Source organism: Paenibacillus sabuli (genome assembly GCF_014705605.1).
GTDB classification, from domain to species: domain Bacteria; phylum Bacillota; class Bacilli; order Paenibacillales; family Paenibacillaceae; genus Paenibacillus_D; species Paenibacillus_D sabuli.
Genome location: NZ_JACXIZ010000015.1, coordinates 36,962 through 62,046, shown reverse-complemented (window position 1 = coordinate 62,046; position 25,085 = coordinate 36,962). Strand labels below are relative to the sequence as shown.

The window sequence follows — 25,085 nt, the reverse complement described above, 5'->3', positions numbered from 1 at the left end:
ACGCAACTTCTTGCCGACATGGAGCGCGAATTTGCTTCGGATGCCGGCGAGGTGCTGCAAGCGCGCCGCCTGCCATTGTCTCGTGCAAAATGTAAACCTGCTGGCCCGCGAGCGGCGCATCGACGCAAAAGTCGCCCATCCGGCATGGATGGGCGACGAAGCCGTGCGCAAGCAGCTTGGCATCGGCGAGCAGGAACAGGCCGTTGCCGTCCTTGAATTCGGCTTGCCGATCTAGAGCGAGACGCCGAGCAGGCCGCGCGTGAACTGAATGCCGGTATTGCCCTTGCCTTGCAACTTCGGCGCGTAGCGCCGCTCCAGCGTCTCCCGCGTCAGGCCGAGCAGCCGCTCCGTCCCCTCGCCAGCTTGCTGCGGCAGCAGCAGATCGAGATCGTCGCGATACGTCGCATACAGCGAGGCATCGCCGGACACCTGCAGCACAGGGACAAACGGATGCGCCTGCATCGGCCGCTCGTGCACGAGCGCGACGATCAGCTCGACGCCCGTCGCAGCCAGCCCGGTCATCGTCTCCACCCAATGGCCGGTCGGCGTCGCCATGATGTGGAAGCCGTCCTCGCGGATCGAATCGCCGTACGCCAGCGACGGGGCGGGCGTCTCCTCCTCGAACAGCTCGCGATACGCCGCGTGCTCCAGCAAGCTGCTGTTCTCCGGCACTGCCACGGTCCCGCCCGCCTGCACGATGAGCGAGGTCAACGCTGCCGCCTCCCGCACCGCCGCAGCCGGCAGCGGCCCGGACGCCATCAGACCGATCCGAAGACCGTCCAGCCCGATCTTCGTCCTCCGCTCGCCATCCTCCGCGGCCGGGCGCTGCGCGAACCAACCCGTGACCTTGCGCGAGACCGCGTCGATCCCGCCGTCGAGCTGAATGCTCGCATAGCCGAAGCGCGACGGGTCTTCCCCGGCGGCCGCGATGCGCCGCCGCATGTAATCGTTGTGCGTCTTCTCGCAGCCATGCTCCAGCAGCAGGCATTCGCCCACCGCCGGATGCAGCGCGTAGCCGACCATCGCCCGGGCGAACAGCTGCTCGGCGTTGCCGCCGGAATTGCCGCAGCCCTCGGTGTGCGGCAGCGTCACATAGCGCGCGAGCGGACCGCTGCGATTCAGCTCCTCCGCGATGCCGGCCGCCACCTGACCGGCGCACAGGCTCGTCGGCACGATCAGGCCGATCCGGCCGAGCGGACCGCCGTCCGCGCCGCGCGCGACGGCGAAGTCCGCCGGCGCGGCGGCTCCGGCTACGGGCCGCAGCGGCAGCGGCAGGCCCTGCGGCTCTTGCGCTTCGAGCAGCGAGGCCAGCCGGCTGCCGTCGGTCTGCGCCCAGTCGCGCCAGATCTGCACCTGCGAGTGACCGGCGCGCTCGCCGGCGCTGAGCTGCCCCGAGGCGACCTGCACCGTCAGCTCGAACGTCTGACGGCCGAGCTCCTCCATCGGCGTCCCCTCCAGGTAGGCGCCGGCATTGACGTCCATCTCGCTGGGCAGCAGCTCGTACCGCTCGGTCGTCGTGACGATCTTGATCGTCGGCACGAACGGAAAATTCGTGATCGAGCCGTTGCCGGTCGCGAAGAAAATCATGTTGCATCCGGAAGCGACCTGTCCGGCGATACTCTCCAGGTCGTTGCCCGGGCTGTCCATGAAGTAGTAGCCGGTCTCCGGCATCGCCTCGCCGTATTCGATCACATAGTCCAGGCGCGTCTCGGGGTCCTTCTTCTGCGCCGCGCCGATCGACTTGAGCGCGATGTTGTACAAGCCGCGGTACATGTTGCCGCCGGACGGATTGCCCTCCGCGCTCGCGCCGTGCCAGCCCGCGCGCTCGCGGAAGCGCGCGACCAGATCCAGGAAGCGCTGCGCGGTGTCCAGATCGCGCACCTTGGACAGCACATACGGCTCGGCGCCGATCAATTCGTCCGTCTCGGCCAGCGAGGCCGCGCCGCCATAGCGGATCAGCTCCTTGGCCACCCAGCCCTGCAGCGGATTGCCGGAGATGCCGGAGAAGGCGTCCGAGCCGCCGCACTGCATGCCGACCTTGAGATGGCGCAGCGACTCGGCCGTGCGCGCGTCGCCCGCTACCTCCGGCACCCAGCTGCGCACGACCGCTTCGGCGCGGTCCAGCTCCTGCTCGAAGCCGCCTTCGAGCGTCAGGAAGCGGTGCCGCACCTCGCCCAGCGGATAACCGTGCCGGCGCATGTAGTCCTCGAGCATCCGGTTCGTCACGGGCTCGGTGCCATAATCCACCGCCAGCACCGCGCCGACGTTGGGATTGACCATGAAGCCGGCCAGCGTGCGCAGTAGCAGTCCCAGATTGTTGGGCTTGGCCGCGCCGCCCTCGGTATGCGCCGCCGGCACGATGCCGTCCAGATTCGGATGGGCGTCCGCGACGCCGCGCAAGCGGTCGGCCAGCTGCGTCACGAAGCCGCCGGTCTGCGAGGTCGTGCCGAGCAGGACGATCGTATTGCGCGTGCCGACGCCGCGCGCCGCGCTCCGCTTGTAGCCCATGAAGGTGCGTGTCTCGGCGTGCGGCGCCGGCGCCTCGGCCGGACGGAACGTCGCTTCGTCCAGCGTGTACACCTGCGTGTCTTCCTCGAAGTTCGGCGCCGGCGGCAACGCAAAATCCAGGTTGCGCTGCCCCAGCGCGCCAAGCGTCGTCGGATTGATCACATAATGGCCCGGCGCGATCGCCCGGGTCGCCACGCCGAACGGCAGCTCCCACGAGAGCAGATGCTCGCCCGGCGCAATGGGGCGGATCGCGAAGCGATGCCCTTCCATAACGGTATAGTCAAGCGTCAGCGACTGCCCTTCGTGGACAATTCTCGTGCCCGCCTCCAGACGGCGCGTCGCGATTGCGACATTGTCGCCGGGCAGCGGGATACGGCCGATTTCATCAAAAGCAAACGTTGCATGCTGCATCGGAATCAAGCTCCTTGATCAGATAAGTTACTTCTAACTTATCCTTCTTGGCGCGAATACACAATAGTTTTTTTATCATAATGAACCAGTTTATTATAGAGAACCAATATGGAGTTTACCTTTTGCTTGCGCGCATCCGGCGCACGATGATTGCGATTGCACCGATGGCGACGAGCAGCGCCAGCAGCCCGTACAGCCTCCGGTTGTCTTGTCCGAGACGATGGAAGGCATCGCGCAGATCCGTTTGCTCCGAGGGCGCGGAGCCTGCTCCGAGCAATTGCAGATCGGCCGCCGCCTCGGAGAGCGCCGCCGAACGCGAGCACGTGTGCACCATCAGGCGATCCTCGCGCTCTTGCGCATACAGCAGATAACGCTCCCCGGCAGCGAGCGGAAACTGACACGAGGACCAATCGGTGTACACAATGGCCTCATTCGCCTTGATCCCTTGGTAGACGCGGTCCACTTCGACGAGCGCCGCGTCATATGCTTCGTTTTTGATCGAGGTCTTCTGGATCAGCGCCACCTGCCCCACAAACACGACGTCGCCGCTCGCCAGCGCAGCTTCGACGCTCTCCGCAACCGCGCACGAGCAAGCCTTTGCTTCTCCCGGCTGCCACCAGACGAGCGCTTGCAGGAGCACAAGCGCCGCGATCCATCCTTTCCCTTTTCGCATGGTTGGGCCACGCTCCTTTTGGGTTGTCCCTCACGCGTCCCCGCTGTCCATTGCGCCTACCGCTCGTGCCGGCGTCCCGGTCCGACTCTGGACGGCGGACAGCTCCATGCCGCGCTGCAGATCGGCACCGCTCGGATTCTGGAAGATGCGCAGGCCGAATTCGGGAGCGACGGCGTAAAGATGGTCGAAAATATCCGCCTGCACGTTTTCGTACACGGCCCAATCGATATCGTTGGTGAAGGCGTAAATTTCCAGCGGCAGCCCCTTCTCCGTAGGCTGGAGCTGTCTGACCATGCAGGTCATGCCGCGATGAATTTTCGGATGATGCTTGACGTAGCGCTCCATATACGCGCGGAAGGTCCCGATATTGGTCAGGGCCCTGCCGTTGACCGTGATGGCGCGATTGACATTGTGCTCCTCGTTGTAACGCTGCACCTCCTGCTCCTTGGAGAGGATGTAGTCTTCGAGGAGCTGAATGTTGCGGAAGCGGGCGATCATCTCCGGCGAGCACATGACGATGGAATTCGTGTCGATGTAGACGGCGCGCATGATCCGGCGGCCGCCGGAGATGGTCATGCCACGCCAGTTTTTGAACGAGTCCGAGATGAGCGCGTACGTCGGAATGGTCGTGATCGTCTTGTCCCAGTTCTGCACCTTGACCGTGTTGAGCGAGATGTCGAGCACGTCGCCGTCCGCGCCGTACTTCGGCATTTCGATCCAGTCGCCGACCCGCACCATATCGTTGGACGTGAGCTGCACGCCGGCGACGAGGCCGAGGATCGAATCCTTGAAGACGAGCATGACGACCGCCGACAGCGCCCCGATGCCGCTGAGCAGAATAAGCGGGCTCCTGCCGATCAGGCTGGAGATGAGCAAGATACCGCCGATCACGAAGAGAATAATTTTCGCGACCTGGATGTAGCCCCGAATCGGGCGCGCCTTGGAAATCTCGAAGGTGGCGTAGATGTCGTTGAGCGCGTTCAAAAACGCGTTGACGACGAGCAGCGAGACGACCAGAATGTAGAGCGCGACGCCCTTGACGATCACTGCCTGATAATCAGGGAACAGAAAGGAAGCATAATAAATAACGACTGCCGGCACAAGATGCGATAACTTGTGAAACACCTTGCGCTCCAGCAAATAATCGTCCCACCGGTAGCGATTGCTGTTGACAAAGCGGGTAATCAACTGCAGCACGATTTTTTTGGCGACATAGTTGGCCCCGATGCTAAGCAGCGCGATCCCCGCGATCAGTACGATGTTGGCGACATAGACGACCCACGATTCCGGGACGCCCCAGCCGGCCAACGTCTCTCGAATAAAAGCCTTGACTCCCATGTATTCCTCCTAAAAAAATTCAGCGTCGCAGCCTTAGCGCCAAAAGGTGGCGCACTCGGCCTTGTCCGCGATGTTAAAAGCGATCATCTTCTCCAGCAGCGCATAATCGACCGGCTTCGCCCAAGGGAAACGCACCAGTTGCTTGGTATGGTCGTGCCCGGCCCGCTTGATGTCCTCGAGTATGTACGCCATTCCAGCCGGCTCGGGCGAGACGGCCCAATGCTTCTTGGCGGCGCTGAAGCCGACGATAAACGTGCCGTGATCGGTGTACATCGGCTGATTCCAGGCGATCTTGGGGGTAAGCTCCGGGAAGGTGGCCTGCACCCAGTCCAGCACCTCGTTCATCCGGGCGCGATGCTCCGGGTTGTCCAGCTTGTCCAGATAGTCGTCAAACGTTTCCACGCGGTTCCTCCATTCTTTGTCATGCCTGCCTATTATTCTAGCCGATTCCAGGACGAATCGCCACAGTTCACTCCATACCCAGACGAATCGGGCTGCTCCAGCAGCTCGCCGTACGGCGAATTGTGGCAGACGAAGCGGCTGTCGCGCAGTGAATTGTCCGTTTGGTCCCAGTCGAGATAGCGATAGCGCCACTCGGGATGCTGCAACGTGACGAGCGGCGCCGTGTTGAGATATTCCCAGCTGAACAGCGAGATGCCGCGTTTGCGGCATTCCGCGCTCAGCCACTTGAACATCTCCGTGTCGGCATCCTCCCGATACGGCAGGACGTTGCTTTTGAAGAGCGGATAAGACCCTTTGGCGGCGGCGCTGTACCACCATGCCTTGACGCCGCTCGCCTCGAACAGATCGAGCGCCTCCGTCAGCATGTGGTCGTCCGACCGCGGTCATGCCGCCGGACCCGCACGCTGGGAGCTGCGCGTCGGGCGCGCACCGCAGCGCAATTCACTCGCCGGCCGAGCGCGCTCTGCTGTCAGCTGCGAGGCTCGCCGCTCTGCATACGCTCGTCCTGCAGCCGGATCAGCACCTTGCCGAATCGGCCGCCCTGCTCATACTGTACCTCGCCGGCCGGGTACTGCGACTCCAGATACGCCTGCACCCGCTGCCGCGCGCGCGCGTCCTCCGGCCGGCCGGACAGCTTCGCCATGCTCATCAATTCGGCCAGGGCCGCCTCGCGCGTCGCCGTCACCGTCTTGGTCTCGCGTGTGACGAGCGACTCGAAGGCGTATCCCTTGAGCAGCAGCAGATGCAGCAGATACGCCATCTCCATGCGGGCCGGCTTGGACGGCGCGGCTGCGAGCAGAGGCGCGATCTCGTCCAGCAGCCCGTGCTCGGTCCCGCCTACGGTCAGGCTGATGTAGCTGTATTGCCTAGCGCAGGCCAGCACGCGCTCGACGCTCGACCAATCGACGATGACCGGACACATCGAGACGAACACGAGGTCGAACGCCTTGTGCCAGCCGCGAGCGGCGAGATCGAGCCGTTCGAAGGGCTCGCCTACGACGGTCACCTGTCCAGCCCGGAGATGGGCGGCATTGCGCTGCAGCAGCTCGACCTGCGGCGGCGACGATTCGACTGCCGTCACCCGCGCGCCACGCTCGGCCATCGGTATGGTGAATACGCCCGACGCCGCTCCGATATCCAGCACCGTGAGTCCGTCGAAGTCGACGCCCTGCGCCTCCAGCCAATTCAGGATACGGCTCGATCTGCGCTTGCCCTCCTCGCTGAACGATTGCCGCTCGAATACTTCCGCCTTGCTGTCAAAGGTCCGCGCCGGGTCGATCCCGGCCCTCTCCATGTAACGTATCGTCGTATCGGCGTCCTCGCGCCAGGCTTGCTCCCAGACGGCCGGATCAAAAAAAGAATGCTCCATCGTTTCATCCTCCGTTTCGTATACGTTCCTTTCCATAATGCGTGTCCATCCGCACTCTCCTAGACGCATTAACGCTACCTTTTCACTCTACTGCCGCCGCGCCGCACTCTCCCGCATGCATTAACGTTACTTTTTCGTTCTACTGCCGCCCCGTCGGCCCCGCCGCTCGCCTATCTCGAATTGCTCTCCCGTTAGTTCGGCAAAATTCCCATCATGCACGAGCACTTTGCACTTGCGTTCACTGCTCGATTACTGATTGCTCAAAATTTCATGGCGAACTTTAGTAAAATAGACTTTGGAGATTCGTGTTATCCATAATTAATTCGAATAATAACAGCGTCCGTGGGCATGCACCAGTCTCCAAAGGTTCAAAGGGTGGCCGGTCAGCATGCCTCTGCACGCTCTGCGGAGAAGCGAGCCGCAAAAGGCTCGCTTCTCCGCCTGCAGAGCGGACACGGGGCCGAGCTCCGGGTGTGCCGCAAAAGCAACGTTAATAGATGCCATAATTATGGATAACGTGAATCTATATTAACCTTTTCCTTCCTGACTGTCAATCCGTTCTTTGAAAATCCGCCTTCTCGATGACGAGCAGACAGGTGCTATCCGGCAGCGGCACCTCGGCTCCGTGCGCATCCAGCAGCTCGACCTTGTCGGCGAGCGCCTCGGTATATCCCGCCTGCAGGTAGGCGCGGCTGACGAGGATACGCGCCCGCGCGCCGAACAGCCGCCGGATGCAATCCTCGTATTCGCGCAGGGTGAATACCCCGAATTGCTCCTGCACCTCGTGCACGTAGGCCTCCTCGCCCCAGGTATACGTATAGAGGAATTCCATCGCATCGTTGACCGGCAGCCTCGCCTCGCGCTCTCCGAGCGGCTCGAAGCGGATCGCACGGCCGGCGAAGTCCTGGGCATAGCGCCGCAGCCACGCCATCCCGTCGTCCCGGAGGAAGCGGATGATCCGCGGCTCGTCGGGCTCGCTCTTGACGCCGTCGCGAATGACGATGCGCCCCCCGGGCGCGATCGCCTCGAAGGCGCTCGTCAGCGCAGCCTCGATCGTCTGTTGGTTGAAGCGTCGACCTTCGAAAGGAACATACGAGTACAACTCGTGCAGGATCGAGGAAAAGATGACCGTGTCCACGCTCGCCGGACCGAGCAGCTCCGGCAGCTTGAGCGCATCGCCCTGCATCACCTGCCAGCGCCTGCCCTCCGTGTGCTTCTTGCGATTCAGCGCCTCCACCACATTGACGGCGATGTCGATGCCGAGCGGCTCGGTCTCGGGCCGCTCCTGCTCGAGCAGATCGAGCAGCACCCCGCCGCCCGGGCCGATGTCGACGACGCGGCGGCCGACGACCTGCTCCACCAGCACGCGCTTGTAATCGACGGAGGCGTTCATATCCGCGAGATAGGTGTCCTCGTTGTGGAAGCGGTCGTAGGCGTCGCGGCGCAGCCCGAACAGGTCGAACAGCATCAGCACCGCCCGCTCGTAGAGCGGCGACTTCTCCGCTTCCATGCAGAATTCGATCAGCTTCTCCGCCGCCGGCGAAAAGGCGAACGCGACGACCAGCGTATCCGGCACTGCCGGCTCGCGATCGAGCGCGGCCCGCAGATGTACGCCGGCCGGCCCCGACTCGCAGGCAACGGCGTCCCACGACAGCGCGTTGAGATAATGCTCCAGCATGCGCAGCTTGTAGACGTTGATTTTTTTGGCGCCGCGGTAATCGTAATACAGCGACGCCATCAGCGGCTCCAGGCTGATGTGGCGGACCTCCCCGATCGCAGGATGACGCGCGGCCAGCGTCATGATCTGCAGGAAGTGACGCAGCGACACATGCCGGGTCGCCGGCTCGGCGTACCAGAAGGTCTTGCCTTGCAGCGGCTCCAGCAGGCGCCCGACCGCATGCTCGCGATCCAGCGCCGCATAGGTCTCGTCGAAGGCCTCGCCCGCCCGGATCGCCTCGGCGCGCATGCGCCGCAGCCGCTCGGTCAGCTCGTCGCGCTGCGCCGCGCGGCCGCGGGCAAGCGCCGCGATGACGGCATCGGCCTGGACTTGCGTCTGCGCCTGCAGCTCCGGCGATACCGCTCCGATCACGCAGGCCGTGAGCGCCTGCAGCAGACGCTCGAGCTCGTCCGTCGTGACGGCGCCGCTCTCGGCGATCCGCGTCAGCCCCTCGTCCTCCGCCGCCGTCATGGGCACCTCGCCGCGCAGCTGCTGCCCGATCAGCCCGTGTCCCTCGATCAGCGCCAGGACGGTCTGTGTACGCGCGCTCGATTCGGGACTGCTGCGCGCGTACAACTGCGCCGAGCCGATATTATGGATGCGGCAATTGATGCCCGCCTCCTGCCAGCGCAGCCTCTCGCGCAGCGTGCCGCCCTTGGCCGTCTCCGACCAGGCGAGCACCTCCTCGAGCAGCTCCTTCATCCAATACGACAGCTCCATCTCCTCCAGCAGCGCCAGGCTGCGCTCGACATAGTCGAGCACGGGGTTGGCTTCGTCCAGCTCGCGCAGCGAGGCGATCCGCTCGACGTTGACGACGCGCGCCTCCGCGCGGACGAGGTACGCGAGCCACGGCTCCTCCTGCAGCGCGTCCTCCGTCAATTGCTGCTTGCGATAGTTCCGAATGGCCGTCAACGCTCGCCCCATTCCGATCTCCTCCTCCAGGTTGCCGATTCATCGTCCGGTATAGCCGCCTTGTGCCCAGGTCGTCTGATTGAGCCAAGTCTCGACCTGGCGAGGCGTGCGCAGAATGACGATCGTTTTTTCGCGCTTCAGGGCTTCCAGTTTTGTTAGGGTGCGGCCGCGGCTTCGTTGCGGATAGCGCCAGACCCAGCGTACGAATTCGAGGTCCAGTTTTTCCGGACAGCCCGCGCCCATATCCGGCCGCGTCTTGCGGCGATACAGGAAGCGCCGCAAGACGATCCGGTACATGCAGCGCCACCTCGGCAGGTCCAGCAGCACGACCGCGTCGGCCCGCATCAGCCGCTGATCCATCGTGCCGGAGTAGTTGCCGTCGATGATCCAGCGTGACTGTGCCGCCAGCGCCTCTACGTCCCGCCGCCAAGCCTCGGGCTCCGTCGCCACCCAGCCCGGCTTCCAATAATGCGCATCGAGGTGCACGACAGGCAAGCCGCTGCGCGCGCTCAGCTCCTTGGCCAGCGTCGACTTGCCCGCCCCAGGCGAGCCCAGGATCAAGATTCGCTCCACGTCGCTTTCTTCCCTTCGTGTCAGATCTACCTATTCATAGTTCTCTATATTCTCGCACGTTCGGCGGCGGCGCACAATCCCGGTCCGCGCCGGCCTGCCCGGACGCTCCCGCCGCGATCACAGTGCGATCGACGCAGCACGGAACCGGCACGGTCAGGTTAGCTACTACCCTCTGCGATAGTAACTACAGCCCATTACAGTTCTTACATTCCCGCGTGTAATCGGCTACAATCAGGGAGCAAGGACTTTGCAACACTAGGAGGCGCAAAAAAACTGTGAGAACGATCCCATTAGGAACAAGCGATCTGCAAGTGCCGACCGTAGCGGTCGGCTGCATGCGCATGAACAAGCTGGACAAGCCCGAGGCGGAGCGGCTGATCCGCACCTCGCTGGAGGCGGGCGCCAATTTCTTCGACCATGCCGACATCTATGGCGCCGGCGCGTGCGAGGAGCAATTCGCGGAGGCGGTCGGCATGACACCGGCCTTGCGCGAGACGATGATACTGCAATCCAAGTGCGGCATTCGTCCCGGCCGCTTCGATTTTTCCAAGGCACATATTCTCTCGTCCGTAGACGGCATCCTGAAGCGGCTGAAGACCGATTATCTGGACATTCTGCTGCTGCATCGTCCGGACACCCTGGTCGAGCCGGAGGAGGTGGCCGAGGCGTTCGATCAGCTCGAGCAGTCGGGCAAGGTCCGCCATTTTGGCGTCTCCAATCAGAATCCGCTGCAGATCGAGCTGCTCCGGCGCTACGTCAAGCAGCCGCTCGTCGCCAATCAGCTGCAGCTGAGCATCACCAATGCGACGATGATCTCCAGCGGTTTCAATGTGAACATGGAGAACGAATCGGCTGTGAACCGCGATGGCTACGTGCTCGATTACTGCCGCCTTCACGACATCACCATTCAGCCGTGGTCGCCGTTCCAATACGGCTTCTTCCAGGGCGTCTTCCTCGACAATGCGGCCTTCCCCGAGCTGAATGCCAAAATTGACGAGCTGGCCGCCAAATACGAGGTCCGCAACACGACCATCGCGATGGCGTGGCTGCTGCGGCACCCCGCCAACATGCAGCCCGTGACGGGCACGATGAACCTCGAGCGGCTGAGCGACTGCATCCGTGCTGCCGACATTCGCTTGACCCGCGAGGAATGGTACGACATCTTCCGCGCGGCGGGGAACGTGCTGCCATGAATTGGGCTGTTCGCGTTGGCCCCCGGACTCCTTAATCTGTGCACCGCTTGAGACCCTGTGGCAGACACACCAAAAAGACTGGACGGAAAACCTTGCGTTTTCTCGTCCAGTCTTTTTATTTCAGGAATCGATTGAACCTTCGAGCAGGCTGCTTGTTATCACACCGATGCCGAATCGGCGTCGTCGTCCATAACCGCGCCGTTGTCCGCATCCGGCATCATCTGTTCATCGGCACCGCCCCGCTGCGAAGCGCCCGATCCGTTCGGACGCATGCCCTCAGAAGGCGCACCATCCGGACCTGCGCCGACTCCGCCTTCGCCGGGAGGTCCACCGTTCATGCCACCCTCAGGCGGCATGCCTCCTTCGCCGCGCGGGCCTCCATTCATGTCTCCTCGGTCCTGCATGCCGCCCATGCCGCCCATGCCGCCCATCATGCCGCCGCCAGTCGTCACCCCGGATTCATCCAGCCAGGTCACAAGATCAGCGAGCTCGAAGGTGACGATTGATTGGCCGCCCGTATATGCGCCGTCCGAATACAAGCCGTCCTGAGCCTCGCCCGTCGAGCTGCCGCCCGTGGACAATGTATAGGATTCGCCTTCTGCAAGGATCGGCGTACTGATAACGATGGTTTGGAATGCCTTGGAAGGGGCAAAGCTCATCACCGTATTCCCTGCACTGTCGGACACATTCACCAGCGTGTCGGCGGCTTGCACCTCGCTGAAAGTCATGGCCAGTGTCCGCTGCGTCGAGCCGTCTGATGTCGCCTGCGCCATGCCCGCGCTGCCTGCGGCGACCAGTGTCCCGCCGCTGATGGTGAAGGTGCCGTCGTAATCGAGCGCGCCGTTGTTGTTACCGGTTGGTCCGTTCACAATCAAGGTCCCGCCGCTCATCTCGATATCCGCATTGGAATCGATGCCGTCCCCGTTCGCATTTACGCTGACGTATCCGCCGCTGATTGCGATGCGCTCGGCTTGACCGCTATCCGACGCCGCATTAATGCCGTCGTCGGTGGCCACGATTGTCAATTCACCGCCGCTGATCGTCACGCGTTCGCCCTCCACACCTTCGTAGCTGTTCGTGATCTGGATCGTGCCGCCGCTGATCGCCGTCTCCGCATCGGCGTGGATGCCGTCGTCGCCGCTGGCAATCGCGAGCTGTCCGCCGGACACGATCACCGAGCCGTTGCTGTGCAGCGCGTCATCGGCTGTGTCGATCGTATAGCTGCCGCCGTTTACGACGACCGCGACACCGGCCTTCAGCCCTTTCATACTCTCCGTGCTCTCCTCTTCCTCGGTTGCTTCGGTCTGCTCGCCGGACTGCATGCGTCCGCCCGGGAAGCCGCCCATCTGCTCCGTCTTCGTCTCGCCGTTCGTATATCCGCCGCCGGCGAGCACCGCGAAGGTGCCGTCATCGATGACGAGTGTCGTCTCCGCCTGGATGGCGTCGTTGCCTGCCTCGATGTCAAAGCTGCCGCCTGTGATGGCGATCACGCCCTTGCTCGCATCGCTATCGTTGCTCGACTTGAGCCCGTCTCCCGCTGCCACGACCTTGATCGAGGCGTCCTTGACGGACAGCAGATCCTTGCCGACGATGCCGTCGTCGGCGGCCTGCACGACGATCGTACCGCTCACCAGCTTGACGTCGTCGCGGCCGTTGATGCCGTCGTTATAGTTCGCAGTAACAGTCAGCGTGCCGCTGCCGTTGATCGTCAGATCGCCCTTGCTGTAGATTGCCGCAGACGGCTCGTCCGTGTCCGCATCCGGATAGACATAGCTCGCGGCGTCGCTCAGCGTATTGCTCGTGCCGTCCGCCAGCGTGAGGACGACCTTGTCCGCCTCCTTGATATAGAGCGGCGCGCTGGTCGCGCTGGTCAGATCGACGCCATCGAGCACGAGGCGCACCACCTCGTCGTCCGGCGCATCGACGATCACCTGCCCGTCCGCCAACGTGCCGCTGACGACGTACAGGCCGCCCTCGGATATCGTGACCGCGCCGCCTTCGACAGCTGCGCCCTCGCCGTTCACCGCAATGGCGGTACCGTTCAGATCGATCCGGGTCGCCCCCTCCTCGCTCCAGTCGACAGCCAGATCGTCCTCGTCGTACGTCACAGCATCCGCCGCACGCACACTCGATTGTCCGTCGGCGGCGAGGTCCGCCGCATCGCTTGCAGATTCGATTGCGCCGCCGGATGCGTTGGACGCGCCGTTCTCCTGGACCTGAATGCCCCCGCCGACGTCATTGTTCACTTGTCCGCTGCAGGCCGCGACCAGCATTGTGCTGAGCATCAGCGCCCCCAGCTTTGTATAGAAGGTTGATTTTTTCATGCTCCTCGTTCCTTTCGTATCGTAGGATTGCGAATCACGCTCCGCTCCGGATTGTGACCCGCGATTAATACTCCGCTCGTACCGGCGTCATCGTCAGACTGAGATCGAGATTGCCGTTGCGGCAGCGAATGCCGTCCAGGAACGCCTTGCGGTCGGTCTTGCCGTCCAGCGTCACCTGATAGACCAGTTCGTACAGACTGCCCAGCTCGGTGGTGCGGATTTTTTGCAGCTCGTAGCGCACATGATGGGCTGCGAATACGTCCGCGAACGCCTCCTCGTAGTTCAGATCCTCGGGAATCGTCACCTTGAGCAGACGCTGCTCCGACTTGCTGCGACCGTAGCGGACGACATGGAGGATGAACATCAACAGGCACAGCAGCAACGCGAACAGCATGCCGTACGCAAAAGCGCCCACGCCGCTCGCCAGACCCGCTGCCATCGCCAGCAGCACGAAGGTGATATCCTTCGGGTCCCCGGCTGCGCTGCGGAACCGGATGATGGAGAAGGCGCCCGCCAGGCTGAACGCGCGCGCAATATTGCTGCCAATGAGCAGGATGATGATCGCCACCACGACGGGCAGCAGCACCATGGTCAGAATGAAGCCTTGCGAATAACCCGGATTCGTCCGCATGTAGGTATAGCTGATCAAGAGTCCCGCCAGTACGGACACGCCAACCGTCAACAGGACGTGGCTCAAGGTCAGCTCGGCGCTTTCCAGCGAGACGGTGAACCATGATTCAAGCATGGACGACACGCTCCTTTTCGGTGCGTCTGGCCGCGATCATGCGCTTGTACTCGTTGCCATACTTGGAGAATCCGGTGCGATACATCCGGTTCTCCGCCAGCAGTCTCGATAGCCAGAGCGGCATCGTCTTCTCCGCCTTAATCTCCATCAGCCATTGCCCTGGCTCCAGCAACTGCTCGCCATAAGGCCCTGACTCCAGTTCGAGGTCATAACGCCGGCTTTGGATATTCGTATCGAAGGTAATGCGCAGATCGCGGCTTTCCTTGCTGAACATGGCCTGGCGCTCATAGGCCAGATAGACAGCCGGCTGCAGCTCGTATTGCGTGAGCATGTATGCGATCTCCCCGATGACCTGGTGGTTCATATAAGGTTGCGGCATCGGCGCATCACCGGTGCTGACGAAGGCGTACGCTTCGTGAAGACGTAGCGCGGTTCGCCGCTTATTGACCAGGCCGTTAAACTTTTTTTTGATTTCCAGATACACCTTGGCATCGGGCGCGGGCGTGCCGTACGCTCTGAGCCGCAGCTTCTCTTTGTATTTTGGCTTGGACAGACTGTGACGGATAATGGTATTGGACGGCGTGTCGTAATACAGATTCGCAATGGTGTAGCGCTCATGCTGCTTGTTGTAATCGTCGAGTTCCATATACGCGAGTAGTTGATTCGAGAAGCTGCGATAAGTAGCTTCGTCCAGTACATATTTGTTTTCGTATCGGTTGAATACTTCGATGGCCATGTCGGTTCGGCTCCCTTCGTGTGTCATCGCCCTGAGGGCTATGTCCGTATCGTAGGACGCCAACCTTTAATTCATCTTAAATCGTTTTACAATCCCTTTACTTTACTCATTCAAATCAATTAAGCTGCGTTCAAGGTTATCCTGTTATAATGGGAGCAGAATCAGGCAAGCCTGCAAATGAAAGTAGGGGATGACCACGATGCGCATACTCATTGTCGAAGACGAACTGCACCTGGCCGAGGCGCTGACGCAAATTTTGCAAAAGCACCATTATACCGTCGATGCCGTCCACGACGGCCAGACCGGACTGGACCATGCCATGAGCGGGATCTACGATCTGGTGCTGCTGGATATCATGCTGCCGCAGCTGAATGGAATCGAGCTGCTCAGGCAGCTCCGGGCGGAGGGCATCGCGACGCCGGTCATCTTGCTCACGGCCAAGGGCGAGCTGCCCGACCGGGTCGCCGGGCTCGATCACGGCGCCGACGACTACCTCGCCAAGCCGTTCGCCTCCGAGGAGCTGCTCGCGCGCATGCGCGCCGTGATGCGGCGCCGAGGCGAGGTCGTGCCGGAGGATGCGCTTCGCCTCGGCGATCTGTCGCTGCATCCGTCGCTGCTCAAGCTGACGGTCGGCGACCGCGAGATGAAGCTGAATTTGAAGGAAAGCGGGCTGCTTGAATTGCTCATGACACGCAAGCAGAGCGTGACATCCAAGGAGCAAATTATTGAGAAGCTGTGGGGCTTTGATTCCGAGGCAGAGTACAACAATGTCGAGGTCTATGTCTCCTTCTTGCGCAAAAAACTGACTTTCCTCGGCTCCAAGACGCGCATCCAGACGATCCGCGGGGTCGGCTATGTCCTGGAGGCCAACCCATGATGTTCAAGCGACTGCGCAACCGGTTCCTGCTCCTCAATCTGGTGACGATCGCGGTCATCATGCTCGTCGCGTTCACGTCCATCTACATGATCACGTACCGGAACGTGCAGCGCGACATCGACATGGAGCTGCGGCGCATCGGCGAATTCCATCAGCGGCTGCAAGGCGGCACCGACAACCTGCGCCCCGGACAAGCCATAACGCCGGCGTCAGGGGCCATCGAAGGCACGCCGCCAGCGACGGCGCCCGGCAACGCAGGCGGGCCCGGCCTGAGGAACGACGCCCCCTTCCAGCCGGACCGGGCGATCGGCTTCACGCTGCGTACGGACAGCGCGTGGAATCTGCTGGACATCAATTCCCCCTTGGAGATGGAGGAGGCGCTCTACGACGAGGCATTGACCCGCGTGGCCGAGCGCGGCCGGGTGTCGGGCCAATTCAGCCTCGACGGCAGCGACTGGGCCTACCGGGTGACCCAGTACGGCGAGCAGCAGACGATCGTGTTCCTCGACGTGTCGGCGCGTCAGACGATTTTGACCAATCTGACCTATACCTTCGGACTGGTAGCACTGGCGATGCTGGTCGTGCTTTACTTCGCCAGCCGCTATTTTGCCAATCGGGCGATCGCGCCGGTTCGGGAAGCCTTTGCGAAGCAAAAACAGTTCATCGCCGACGCCTCGCACGAGCTCAAGACGCCGCTCACCATCATCAACACGAATGCGGACGTCCTGCTCGCCGGCAGCGACGACGCGCGGGGCGGGCAGGCCAAGTGGCTCGGCTACATCAAGGCCGAGACCGAGCGCATGACGCGCCTTACCAACGACCTGCTCTACCTGACCGAGCTGGACGAATCGCGCGTGCGCATGCTGCACGCAATCTTCAATCTGAGCGACGCCGTGGAGAATCGGATGCTGACGATGGAGGCCGTCCTCTACGAGCACCGGATCGACCTGCAAGCCGACATTGAGCCGGGACTGCAGGCACACGGCAATGCCGAGCAGATCAAGCAAGTGCTGACGATCCTGCTCGACAACGCAGTCAAGTATACGCCTGCCAGGGGCGCCGTGACGCTGCAGCTGCGACGGCTGCAGCAGGAGGCGGTGCTGACGGTATCCAATACGGGCCAGGGTATTGCACCGGAGCATCTGCCGCGCCTGTTCGATCGTTTCTACCGCACCGATACGTCCCGCGCACGCGGTCAGGGCGGATACGGTCTCGGTCTTGCGATCGCCAGATCCATCGTCGAGCAGCATCGTGGCCGCATCTACGCCAGCAGCGTGCCCGGCGTCTCGACGACCTTCCACCTGCATCTGCCGCTGGCCTAGAGCAGATCAAGGCGAAACGGCTGACGCCATCCTTTGGTGGCGCCAATCTGTTTCGATCCGCGAAATTTAGACAAGAATATGCGAGATCATCTACTTTCTATAATTTCAAAAAAACCGCCGCCATCGCGGGCGAAAGCCCGGTCTGGCGGCGGTTTTTGCAAGTTGCTGAATGGCTACCGGCTCGGAACGGTCCGGCCGTCGCGGCTATTCCGCCGGGAAACCTGTCGCTACGGCTAGGCCGCGCCTCTGCCGCGGCGATCGCGCATGAGCCAGAGCAGGAATGGCGCGCCGAGCAAGGCGACGACGAGCCCGGAGGGGATCTCCTTGGGCGCGAGCACCGTGCGCCCCAGCCAATCCGCGGCCACCAGCAGACCGGCGCCGAGCAGCGCGGTCAGCGGGAAGAGACCGCGATGGCGATGGCCGACGAGCAGCCGCGCCACATGCGGCGCCATCAGGCCGACGAAGCCGACGGTCCCGACGATCGCCACCGCTGCGGAGGCCAGCGCGACGGCGATTAGCGAGGCCTGCAAGCGAGTGCGCGCGATACGCAGCCCGAGGCCGACCGCGGAGGCGTCGCCCAGCGCCAGCAGGTCGAGCCGCCTCGCCAATAGCCAGGCGAGCGGGATCAGCACGATCGGCCAGGCGGCCAGCAGCGCGAAGTCGTCCCAGCCGCGGGCATAGGTGCTCCCGGCCAGCCAGGCGAGCGCGACAGCCACACGCAACTGCGCGTGGACGACGAGCATCTGGATGATGGCGGCAGCGCACGCTGAGACCGCGATGCCGATCAAGGCCAGCGTCACCGGCTGCAGTTGATTGCGCAGGGCGATCACATAGACCGTCGCAGCAGCCAGGATGCCGCCCGCGAACGCCGCCACCGGCAGCAGGCCGACCGGCAATTGCGGCAGCACGATGAGCAGCAGCAGCGCCCCCGCCCCGGCGCCGGAGGTGATGCCGACAATCGAAGGATCGGCGAGCGGATTGCGCACGACCCCCTGCAGCAGCAGACCGCTCACCGCCAGCGCGGCGCCTGCCAGCGCGGCGACCAGGATGCGGGGCAAGCGCTGATCGAGCACGATCATGCGGTGTAGATCGCTGCCGCCGCCTGTCAGGACAGCCAGCAGATCGCCGAGCGGGATACGCAGGCTGCCCCACGCCAGCCCGGCCGCCAGCACGACGGCGAGCGCGGCTCCCGTCAGTGCGAGCGCCAGCCGCAGCGGTACGGCTCTGGTGCGGCCGCGATGCGCGTCAGCTCTGACATCGCCGCCGGCCAGACGCCTGCGGCCCATCCGCAGGATCAGCCAGATGAGCCACGGCCCCCCGACCAGCGCAGTGATCGCTCCGACAGGGACGAGTCCGAAGCGCGCCTCCAGCAGCAGCACCACCAGGTCGGAGAAGGACAGGAGCAAGGCGCCGGTCAAGAACGCAAACGGCAGCAGCGCCGCGTGTCGGCGCAGGCCGAGCAAGCGCATCAGATGCGGGGCGATCAGCCCGACGAAGCCGATCGGTCCGGCGACGCTGACGGCGACCGCGGCCAGCAGGATTGCGACGGCCAGGACGAGCAGTCTGGTCCATGCGATGCGCTGTCCGAGCGAGCGCCCGGTCTCCTCGTCCAGCAGCAACAGATCGAGCGGCCTGGCGAGGATCAAGGCCGCTGCCGTCCCGGCCGCGACCCAAGGCCACGCGAACGAGACGCCGCTCCAATCGATCTGGATGAGGGTGCCCGAGCCCCACAGGAAGAGACCGCTCGTCTCATTCTCGTACAGCAGCTGCAGCGCCCCGGTGACGGCCCCCATCACGAGCGCCGTCGCCATGCCGGCGAGCGCCATCCTTACCGGTGTCGCGCGCATGCCCCCGGCCACGCCGTATACGAACAATGCCGCCGCCGTCGCGCCGACTGCCGCCAACACGAGCGAGGAGCCGCTGGCCAGCGCCGGCCAGAAGATCGTACCGGCCACTACGGCGAGGTACGCGCCCGCGTTGATGCCCAGTGTGCCCGCCGAGGCAATCGGATTGCGCGTCAGTGTCTGCAGCAGCGTACCGGCCACGGCCAGCGCGCCGCCGACGAGCATGCCGAGCACCGCGCGCGGCAGCCGCATGGACAGCACGATATGCTGCGCGGCCGAGCGCGCCTCGGCAGGCGTCGCCCAGGCCTCGAGGATATCAAGCAAGCCCAGCTTGGCCTTGCCCTGCATCAGCTGCCACACAGCGATCGCCAGCAGCAGCAGGATCAGGCCAACCGCGGTCAGGGTCGTCTTCCACGGCCGGACAGCACGCGGCGGCCCGGTATATACCGGGCCGTCGTTTATTGATTGCCTAATTGTTGTAGGTTTACTTTCGTTTACAATGCCGTCCACTTCCTTCAATACAGTTCCCCCGTCACGCTTCACCCGCCGTACGGATCCAGTCCTGTAGCGTCGCCGGGCTTATTCGCCCAGCAGTACATCCAGCACCCGATCGACCAGCACCTCCGCCGCCAGCGGGCCGCCGTACATCCACGTATCGCCGCCCAGCGCGTAGGTCCGGTCTTCCTTGACGAATTGCAGGCTCGTCCAGACAGGATTATCCGCAAGCTGATTTTCGACGATATTGTCGTCCTCCTGCACAGTATAAATAAAGTTTGCTCCATCCAGCTCCGTCAACAGCTCGACCGTCGTCTGCGTGTATCCGTAAATTTCATAGTTATCCGAGTGGTAGACGTTCTCCAGCCCGATACGCTCCAGAATCTGCGTCACCATCCCGTTGTCCGTGAAGACGCGCAGCGTCGGAACGTTCTGCGAGCTGTAGCCCGAGGCCAGGACGAACGTGTTCGTCGCAAGATCCGACTGGGCGATGCGCTCCGCCGCATCGTTGTATTTTTGCTGCAAACGTTCCAGGACAGCTTCGCCTTCGTCTTCCTTGCCGACGGCCAAGGCAATATTGCGGAACGTCTCTACCATCTCGGTATACTGATCCGCGCCGCCCTCCTCCTGATACGGATTGTACAGCACCGTCGGCGCGATCGCCTTCAGTTCATTAATAATTGCCTCGTGGCGCGTCTGCGGCGCGATGATCAGATCGGGCTCCAGCGCCGCGATCTCCTCGAGGCTCGGCTCCTGACGCGTACCGACGTCGACGACGTCCGCCCCCAGCGCCGCATTCTCGCTCAGCCACTTGTTGTAACCTTCAATGTCCGCCACCCCGACCGGCTGCATGCCGAGCGTGATCAGCTCCTCGGCGTACTTCCATTCGAGCGCGACGACGCGCACAGCAGGGGCCTCCAGCGTGACATCCTCATATGAGCCATGCAGCGTGATCGGACCTGCCGTCTCGCCTTCATTAGCATCTTCAGCTTCTGCCGCGTTACCCTCTGCGTCGCTGGCTGACGAGTCGTCCCCATCGCCTCCGGCGCTCGTATTCTGTCCGCTGCTCTCGGCCGCGTTAGCTTCCGTATTATTCGTCCCGCCATTGTCAGACTGACCGCACGCTGCCAGCATCGCGACCATCACTGCCAGCAGCAGCACCATTCCCATTCGTATGTAGCGTTTCCGATCCTTCTGCACTTGTCCATCTTGCACGTGTTCATTCCCCCAAGCCATTGATTTAATCCTCTCGCATCGCACATTTTTGTTGAGAAAGATTATCATTATTGATTGTATGAGGGTAGTCCCAAATTGTCAAGCCTTTCGGACGAATGAATTTGGACCGGGGCATGATATAATGACCCCAATCAACCTTGCGGAGGGGATCGGCGTTGAAATTTTATCGGTATTGGCATCGTGCCTATGGAGAAGCAGAGCAGCCGGACGGCCAAAAGCTCCCGTTCGCCATCTGGCGCTGGTCCGACACGAGCCGCGGCGAAGCCGAGCGGGCCGCCCTGGAGGCCGCCGACGCATTGGCGCTGCGCATCCGCCAAGGGGAGCCGTTGCCCCGCGGCTATACTTACGGGGAGCGGCCAATGCGCGAGCAGGTACTGCACGCGCATACAGACCGCGACGGCCGCGTCTTGTACGCCGTCACGCGCAACAGCTACGGCGCGCTCGTCTTGAATACGGCGCAGGCGATGTTCGTCGACGTCGATCTGGAGGCCTTCGAGCCGGACTACACATGGAGCCAGCGGCTCAAGCGGCTGTGGGATCGGCAGTCGGTCCGCGAGGCCAGGGCCGAGCAGGCGGAAGCGGCGGCAATGGAGCGTCTGGAGGCCTGGCTGCTCACCCGTCACGCCTGGGGCGTCCGCGTCTATCGGACGCGAGCCGGCTTGCGTTATCTGGTGACCCATGCGCCATTCGAGCCGGACGGCCGGGAGGCCGACGAGATGATGGCGGACTTGAACAGCGATCCGAAGTACCGTCACCTGTGTCGGGTCCAGCAGTGCTTCCGCGCGCGCTTGACGCCGAAGCCCTGGCGCTGCGGCAGCAGCCGACCGCCGACGGCCTTCCCCTTCGAGAGCGAAGCGGAACAGGCGCATCTGCGCGACTGGGTGCGCGCCTATGACGCCGATCGCGCAGGCTGGGCGGCCTGCCGCTTCCTGGGCCACAGAGGCCACGCCTTCGTCAGCGACGAGCTCGATCCGATCGTGCGGCTGCACGATCAAGAGACCCGCGCTCTGGAAGACCTGCCGCTCGCCTGAGATCGCCGGGGGGCGGCACGACGAAGAGGATGACGAAGAGGCTAGAGATAGTGCTTGAGCTCTTGCAGATGCTCGATCGCGCCAATCGAAGCTACGCCGTGCCGCTCCAGCCCGGCGCGGTCGCACTGGTAAGCGACAAACGCAATGCCCGCTCGACTCGAGGCCAAGCCGTCGATCCAGGCATCGCCGACGGAGAGCCACTCCTCCGTCCGAAGCTGCGGAGCACGCCGCAGCACATGGAGGAAGCCGTCTGGCGCAGGCTTGATCGCGCCTGTCGTCTCGCGGCCGACAAGGCAGTCGAAATGGGAGCGGATCCGATTGGTGCGCAGCGCCTCCTCGGCGGCTTCGACCGCGTTGTTGGTCACAATCGCTAGACGGCAGCGCCCTTCGAGATCCGCCAGCAGCTCGCGCGCCCCCGGCTCCAGATCGGCATCTTGCATGCCCGCCACCTCGTAGCGCTTGGGGATGGCCCACAGCTTGTCGAGCAGCTCATCGGTCATGCGCCCGGACTGGACGGCCGTTTCAATGAGTGTAGATGTGGTGTGCGCTTGTAGCTCCACCGACTCCTCCAGCACGCCGTGCGAGACGAGGAATCGATGCGTATCGCGCTTCATCGACGCAAAATCGATCGTCGAGCGCAGCAGCGTGTTGTCCATATCGAAAATGATGCCCTTCACCATGCGATGCAGCCCGCCTTGCGCAGATCATGAGCCGTGAAGGGATTGAGCTGAGCAAGCGGCTCAGTCCTTGCTTTTTGCCGCAATGCGGCTATGTAACCCACAGTCTTCACTCCTCTCGAGTTTGCGCTTCGACGGCGCTGACGGCGTCGCCTGCGCCTAGCGGATTCACGCCGTGGATTCGCTGCGGATTCACGCCGAAAAGCTGATTCATACGGCTTGCCTTCGTTAAGCCACCGTTTGAACACTGTTCGTCCTCCGTCGAGCATCCGTTAGGCCACCGCTAGTCCTCCGTCGAGCATCCGTTAGCGTCACGATTGTGCGCTGGCGGATTAGCGCGTTTATACGAAAAACAACTTCGCACGATAAAGCACTAAAGCGCCAAAAGCCGAAAGAGGTCTTTCGCAGTTTTCAATAACCAAAAATTCACTTTTGGCTATTGAGCCGGTTTTAGTTCTTGCAACTCCACTTCATAGCCCATTTGCTTGATTTTACGAATCCAGTAATCGACGTTCTTCTCGCGGGAACCCAGGTAATCCGAACCCAGTTCCTGATAGGATACTTTGTCACGCAGTACACTATAGATGATTCGAATAAGTAAGTGAGCGACGCCCATGATTGCTTTCTGCTTACCCATTCGCTTGACCAATCGGTAATATAGAGCAGCTATTCGGGAATCTTTCTTTCGTATCGCTGCCCAGCTGCATTGACAACGCACGGATTTTAGCCCTCTATTCCCGCGCTTATTCTTTTTTCGTTTTTTTACCATCACCATTTCACGCACCTGCTGCTCCGTCAACACTTCGCCATTGACGATGGTTTCAAGTAACAACCGACCGGAAACGCCAAAGACGTCGGACATGTACGTCGTGAGTTTCAGATTGGCGTCTTGCAGAATCTTGTGAATTCGGTTTTTCTCTTGCGTGACATTCTGCAGCAGTTTACGACGATAACGGGTGACGTCTCGCAAGTCACGAATCGCTTCGCCCGGGATGAAGCTTTGCTCAATGAGCCCGCTGCGATGCAACCGAGCGATCCATTCCGCATCGATATAGTCTGTTTCCTTGCCGGGCACATTCTTGATACGAGCTGGATTCGCGAGGGTCAACGTACAAGATCCCTCTAGAATATTCCAAATCGGTTTCCAAAATACGCCGGTGCTTTCCATGGCAACCTGGGGGCATTGTCGCTCCTCCGCCCCAAAATGCGATCGACCTTTGATCTGCTTATCTTTATTACCTCATAGACGGGAGACGCGATGCAACCCTTTATTTTCATAGCTGGTGGTGTCCGTTAGAGTTGCCACCTTCGCCAGTCCATCTCGCTCCCGGCTTCCCTCGCCGGTCTGCTCACGCTTGCAGTCATGCTTTCCGGCATGAAAATTCTGTCATTCAAATCTTGCAGTCAACTTGTGGTTCACCTTGTACGAATCACGATGGGGTTATCTTATGCATAGATTTGATGCTTGTCAAGCGTAGACCCCCCCCGCTTCTGAGGCACATCCGGAGCATACGACGACAAGCCCGGTGTCGCATTGACACCGGGCTTCGTGCATACCAGATCGTGTTCGCAATCTCCTCAGCGAATGCTCGCGCGTCTCCTATCTTCCATAGTTCGTGACAGCAGGGTCCACCGCCGTATGCTCCGGCAGCAGGCGACGAAGCCGCTCGGCGAGCAAGCGGCCCATCTCGATATGGCCGTCATCGGACGGATGGATCAGGTCGACGGTCAGCAGTCGCAGTACGGGCAACAACTGTTCGCCCGAGATGATATGCAGCTTTGGGTTCGCGCACTCGTCGTGGATCCGCCACAGCGCTTCGCGGAATTCACGGTTAACATCACGCATCGGGTCGTTTGGATTCGCGGCGTAATCCGAGGCATTCGGGAACATATCGATCAGCACCACCGGCTTGCCGGGACGCAGCATGCGCTGCACGAAGGCGCGGGCCCGCTGCTCGAATTGCGCGGTCGTGAACAGTCCGCGCATGTTCACCCCCAGCTCCAGCGTGGCCCAATCCCAGGTGTCCAGGTCAGCGAAGTGTGCGGCCACTTCCGGCTCGCACAGGCAGGCCCCGCCTAGCCCCTTGTTGAGCACATCGACACCCAGCCTTCTCGCAGCCTGCTGAATATAGGAGCTGGAGTGCACCGTTGCTCCGGCGCCGTGCGTAATCGACGAACCGTAAGCCAGCCAGCGCTTGGCCGGAAGCGCTGACAGCGGCGGCGGATGAACCGGCTCGCCGAAGCAATCGATGCCGTGATAGGCGACCTGGAATTCGCGATCAGCCGCATAATCGCGGCTGATCAGCACCCGCCAGACCTCTATGGAGAATCGCCCTCTGGCCAGAGCCTCGGGAACAACCTGCTCCAGGCTATCGCCGCGTTGCAAATCAAGACTGCGCAGCGACCCGTTGTCATAGTCCATTAGCGGCGCATCTCCGCTGTCGTGCGCACCACGCTCGCGGGGAACGGATCGATGCGCACGACCTGCGGCTCCCAGTGCGCCGTGTCGACATCGTTGAAGTAGAGCGCTGTATCGAAGAAACGATGCAGCCCGCCTTCGTCCGGCGTGACACACCGGACGGGAACAAGCGGATCGTAATCCGTATAATGCGGAAATGACGGATGGATGTTCATCATGGCCT

22 protein-coding genes are annotated in these 25,085 nt (G+C 62.3%); 5 read left to right on the top strand and 17 right to left on the bottom strand.

The genetic code is table 11. The annotated features are described in order from the left end of the window. The first annotated feature begins 31 nt into the window (after positions 1 to 31). On the top strand, positions 32 to 235 hold the full coding sequence (locus IDH44_RS09085; protein WP_190916864.1) for a nitroreductase family protein: 204 nt from the start codon (positions 32 to 34) through the stop codon (positions 233 to 235). Here the strand turns inward: IDH44_RS09085 and IDH44_RS09080 are convergent. The 8 genes from IDH44_RS09080 to IDH44_RS09045 form a co-directional block, all read right to left on the bottom strand. After that, the gene (locus IDH44_RS09080; protein ID WP_190916862.1) at positions 232 to 2,919 is read right to left on the bottom strand and encodes a UxaA family hydrolase; all 2,688 of its coding nucleotides are present in this window, start codon (positions 2,917 to 2,919) and stop codon (positions 232 to 234) included. The genes IDH44_RS09085 and IDH44_RS09080 overlap by 4 nt on opposite strands. A gap of 115 nt (positions 2,920 to 3,034) precedes the next feature. Further along, entirely contained in the window at positions 3,035 to 3,592 is a 558-nt protein-coding gene (locus tag IDH44_RS09075; RefSeq protein ID WP_190916860.1) for a hypothetical protein, read from the bottom strand. A gap of 30 nt (positions 3,593 to 3,622) precedes the next feature. Next, positions 3,623 to 4,930 (bottom strand): mechanosensitive ion channel family protein, encoded by a 1,308-nt coding sequence (locus tag IDH44_RS09070; protein ID WP_190916858.1) that lies wholly within the window; start codon positions 4,928 to 4,930, stop codon positions 3,623 to 3,625. Positions 4,931 to 4,963: 33 nt separating this feature from the next. Beyond that, positions 4,964 to 5,332 carry an iron chaperone gene (locus IDH44_RS09065; protein WP_190916856.1) on the bottom strand — a complete coding sequence of 123 codons (369 nt, stop codon included), beginning with the start codon at positions 5,330 to 5,332 and terminating at the stop codon, positions 4,964 to 4,966. A 32-nt stretch (positions 5,333 to 5,364) separates the two neighbouring features. Then, positions 5,365 to 5,757, bottom strand: coding sequence for a hypothetical protein (locus IDH44_RS09060; RefSeq protein ID WP_190916854.1), 393 nt, complete (start codon positions 5,755 to 5,757; stop codon positions 5,365 to 5,367). Positions 5,758 to 5,861: 104 nt separating this feature from the next. Beyond that, on the bottom strand, positions 5,862 to 6,761 hold the full coding sequence (locus tag IDH44_RS09055) for a class I SAM-dependent methyltransferase (RefSeq protein WP_190917090.1): 900 nt from the start codon (positions 6,759 to 6,761) through the stop codon (positions 5,862 to 5,864). Positions 6,762 to 7,311: 550 nt separating this feature from the next. After that, positions 7,312 to 9,402 carry a class I SAM-dependent methyltransferase gene (locus IDH44_RS09050; RefSeq protein ID WP_190916852.1) on the bottom strand — a complete coding sequence of 697 codons (2,091 nt, stop codon included), beginning with the start codon at positions 9,400 to 9,402 and terminating at the stop codon, positions 7,312 to 7,314. A 27-nt stretch (positions 9,403 to 9,429) separates the two neighbouring features. Continuing rightward, the gene (locus IDH44_RS09045) at positions 9,430 to 9,963 is read right to left on the bottom strand and encodes a DNA topology modulation protein (RefSeq protein WP_190916850.1); all 534 of its coding nucleotides are present in this window, start codon (positions 9,961 to 9,963) and stop codon (positions 9,430 to 9,432) included. A gap of 275 nt (positions 9,964 to 10,238) precedes the next feature. Here IDH44_RS09045 and IDH44_RS09040 point away from each other — a divergent pair, with 275 nt between their 5' ends. Beyond that, entirely contained in the window at positions 10,239 to 11,156 is a 918-nt protein-coding gene (locus tag IDH44_RS09040; protein ID WP_190916848.1) for an aldo/keto reductase, read from the top strand. 158 nt (positions 11,157 to 11,314) lie between these two features. Here the strand turns inward: IDH44_RS09040 and IDH44_RS09035 are convergent, their stop codons facing one another. The 3 genes from IDH44_RS09035 to IDH44_RS09025 form a co-directional block, all read right to left on the bottom strand. Continuing rightward, the gene (locus tag IDH44_RS09035) at positions 11,315 to 13,480 is read right to left on the bottom strand and encodes a carbohydrate-binding domain-containing protein (protein ID WP_190916846.1); all 2,166 of its coding nucleotides are present in this window, start codon (positions 13,478 to 13,480) and stop codon (positions 11,315 to 11,317) included. A 64-nt stretch (positions 13,481 to 13,544) separates the two neighbouring features. Further along, positions 13,545 to 14,225 (bottom strand): DUF4956 domain-containing protein, encoded by a 681-nt coding sequence (locus IDH44_RS09030; protein ID WP_190916844.1) that lies wholly within the window; start codon positions 14,223 to 14,225, stop codon positions 13,545 to 13,547. Continuing rightward, positions 14,218 to 14,961, bottom strand: coding sequence for a polyphosphate polymerase domain-containing protein (locus IDH44_RS09025; protein ID WP_190916842.1), 744 nt, complete (start codon positions 14,959 to 14,961; stop codon positions 14,218 to 14,220). Before IDH44_RS09025 ends, IDH44_RS09030 begins: the two co-directional genes overlap by 8 nt. A 199-nt stretch (positions 14,962 to 15,160) precedes the next feature. Between IDH44_RS09025 and IDH44_RS09020 the strand changes: the two genes are divergently transcribed. Beyond that, complete coding sequence (locus IDH44_RS09020) at positions 15,161 to 15,838, top strand: response regulator transcription factor (protein WP_190916840.1); 678 nt, start codon at positions 15,161 to 15,163, stop codon at positions 15,836 to 15,838. Continuing rightward, positions 15,835 to 17,160, top strand: a complete 1,326-nt coding sequence (locus IDH44_RS09015) for a sensor histidine kinase (RefSeq protein WP_317890141.1) — start codon at positions 15,835 to 15,837, stop codon at positions 17,158 to 17,160. The genes IDH44_RS09020 and IDH44_RS09015 overlap by 4 nt, the downstream gene beginning before the upstream one ends. Positions 17,161 to 17,393: 233 nt before the next feature. Here IDH44_RS09015 and IDH44_RS09010 read toward each other — a convergent pair whose 3' ends face one another. Further along, complete coding sequence (locus tag IDH44_RS09010) at positions 17,394 to 19,514, bottom strand: iron ABC transporter permease (protein WP_317890149.1); 2,121 nt, start codon at positions 19,512 to 19,514, stop codon at positions 17,394 to 17,396. Between the two features lie 69 nt (positions 19,515 to 19,583). Then, a complete protein-coding gene (locus tag IDH44_RS09005) occupies positions 19,584 to 20,714 on the bottom strand; it encodes an ABC transporter substrate-binding protein (RefSeq protein ID WP_317890140.1) in 1,131 nt (376 codons plus the stop codon). 176 nt (positions 20,715 to 20,890) lie between these two features. Here IDH44_RS09005 and IDH44_RS09000 point away from each other — a divergent pair, with 176 nt between their 5' ends. Further along, positions 20,891 to 21,766, top strand: a complete 876-nt coding sequence (locus IDH44_RS09000; protein WP_190916836.1) for a hypothetical protein — start codon at positions 20,891 to 20,893, stop codon at positions 21,764 to 21,766. A gap of 41 nt (positions 21,767 to 21,807) precedes the next feature. On the opposite strand, the gene IDH44_RS08995 is transcribed toward IDH44_RS09000, so the two are convergent. The 4 genes from IDH44_RS08995 to IDH44_RS08980 all read right to left on the bottom strand — a co-directional run bounded on the left by IDH44_RS08995 (position 21,808) and on the right by IDH44_RS08980 (position 25,080). After that, positions 21,808 to 22,446, bottom strand: coding sequence for an HAD family hydrolase (locus IDH44_RS08995; RefSeq protein WP_190916834.1), 639 nt, complete (start codon positions 22,444 to 22,446; stop codon positions 21,808 to 21,810). Positions 22,447 to 22,879: 433 nt separating this feature from the next. Then, positions 22,880 to 23,665: an IS110 family transposase gene (locus IDH44_RS27360; protein WP_397326759.1), complete on the bottom strand. Its 786-nt coding sequence runs from the start codon at positions 23,663 to 23,665 to the stop codon at positions 22,880 to 22,882. Positions 23,666 to 24,043: 378 nt separating this feature from the next. Beyond that, complete coding sequence (locus IDH44_RS08985; protein WP_190916830.1) at positions 24,044 to 24,865, bottom strand: SGNH/GDSL hydrolase family protein; 822 nt, start codon at positions 24,863 to 24,865, stop codon at positions 24,044 to 24,046. Continuing rightward, on the bottom strand, positions 24,865 to 25,080 hold the full coding sequence (locus IDH44_RS08980; RefSeq protein ID WP_190916828.1) for a hypothetical protein: 216 nt from the start codon (positions 25,078 to 25,080) through the stop codon (positions 24,865 to 24,867). Before IDH44_RS08980 ends, IDH44_RS08985 begins: the two co-directional genes overlap by 1 nt. Positions 25,081 to 25,085: the final 5 nt, after the last annotated feature.

What these genes read in the sequence shown, in the direction of transcription:
- IDH44_RS09050 (WP_190916852.1), bottom strand. Translation starts at nt 9,402, where the DNA reads ATGGGGCGAGCGTTGACGGCCATTCGGAACTATCGCAAGCAGCAATTG.
- IDH44_RS08995 (WP_190916834.1), bottom strand. Translation starts at nt 22,446, where the DNA reads ATGGTGAAGGGCATCATTTTCGATATGGACAACACGCTGCTGCGCTCG.
- IDH44_RS09025 (WP_190916842.1), bottom strand. Translation starts at nt 14,961, where the DNA reads ATGGCCATCGAAGTATTCAACCGATACGAAAACAAATATGTACTGGAC.
- IDH44_RS09015 (WP_317890141.1), top strand. Translation starts at nt 15,835, where the DNA reads ATGATGTTCAAGCGACTGCGCAACCGGTTCCTGCTCCTCAATCTGGTG.
- IDH44_RS09020 (WP_190916840.1), top strand. Translation starts at nt 15,161, where the DNA reads ATGCGCATACTCATTGTCGAAGACGAACTGCACCTGGCCGAGGCGCTG.
- IDH44_RS09060 (WP_190916854.1), bottom strand. Translation starts at nt 5,757, where the DNA reads ATGCTGACGGAGGCGCTCGATCTGTTCGAGGCGAGCGGCGTCAAGGCA.
- IDH44_RS09075 (WP_190916860.1), bottom strand. Translation starts at nt 3,592, where the DNA reads ATGCGAAAAGGGAAAGGATGGATCGCGGCGCTTGTGCTCCTGCAAGCG.
- IDH44_RS09070 (WP_190916858.1), bottom strand. Translation starts at nt 4,930, where the DNA reads ATGGGAGTCAAGGCTTTTATTCGAGAGACGTTGGCCGGCTGGGGCGTC.
- IDH44_RS08985 (WP_190916830.1), bottom strand. Translation starts at nt 24,865, where the DNA reads ATGGACTATGACAACGGGTCGCTGCGCAGTCTTGATTTGCAACGCGGC.
- IDH44_RS09080 (WP_190916862.1), bottom strand. Translation starts at nt 2,919, where the DNA reads ATGCAGCATGCAACGTTTGCTTTTGATGAAATCGGCCGTATCCCGCTG.
- IDH44_RS09030 (WP_190916844.1), bottom strand. Translation starts at nt 14,225, where the DNA reads ATGCTTGAATCATGGTTCACCGTCTCGCTGGAAAGCGCCGAGCTGACC.
- IDH44_RS08980 (WP_190916828.1), bottom strand. Translation starts at nt 25,080, where the DNA reads ATGATGAACATCCATCCGTCATTTCCGCATTATACGGATTACGATCCG.
- IDH44_RS09035 (WP_190916846.1), bottom strand. Translation starts at nt 13,480, where the DNA reads ATGAAAAAATCAACCTTCTATACAAAGCTGGGGGCGCTGATGCTCAGC.
- IDH44_RS09055 (WP_190917090.1), bottom strand. Translation starts at nt 6,761, where the DNA reads ATGGAGCATTCTTTTTTTGATCCGGCCGTCTGGGAGCAAGCCTGGCGC.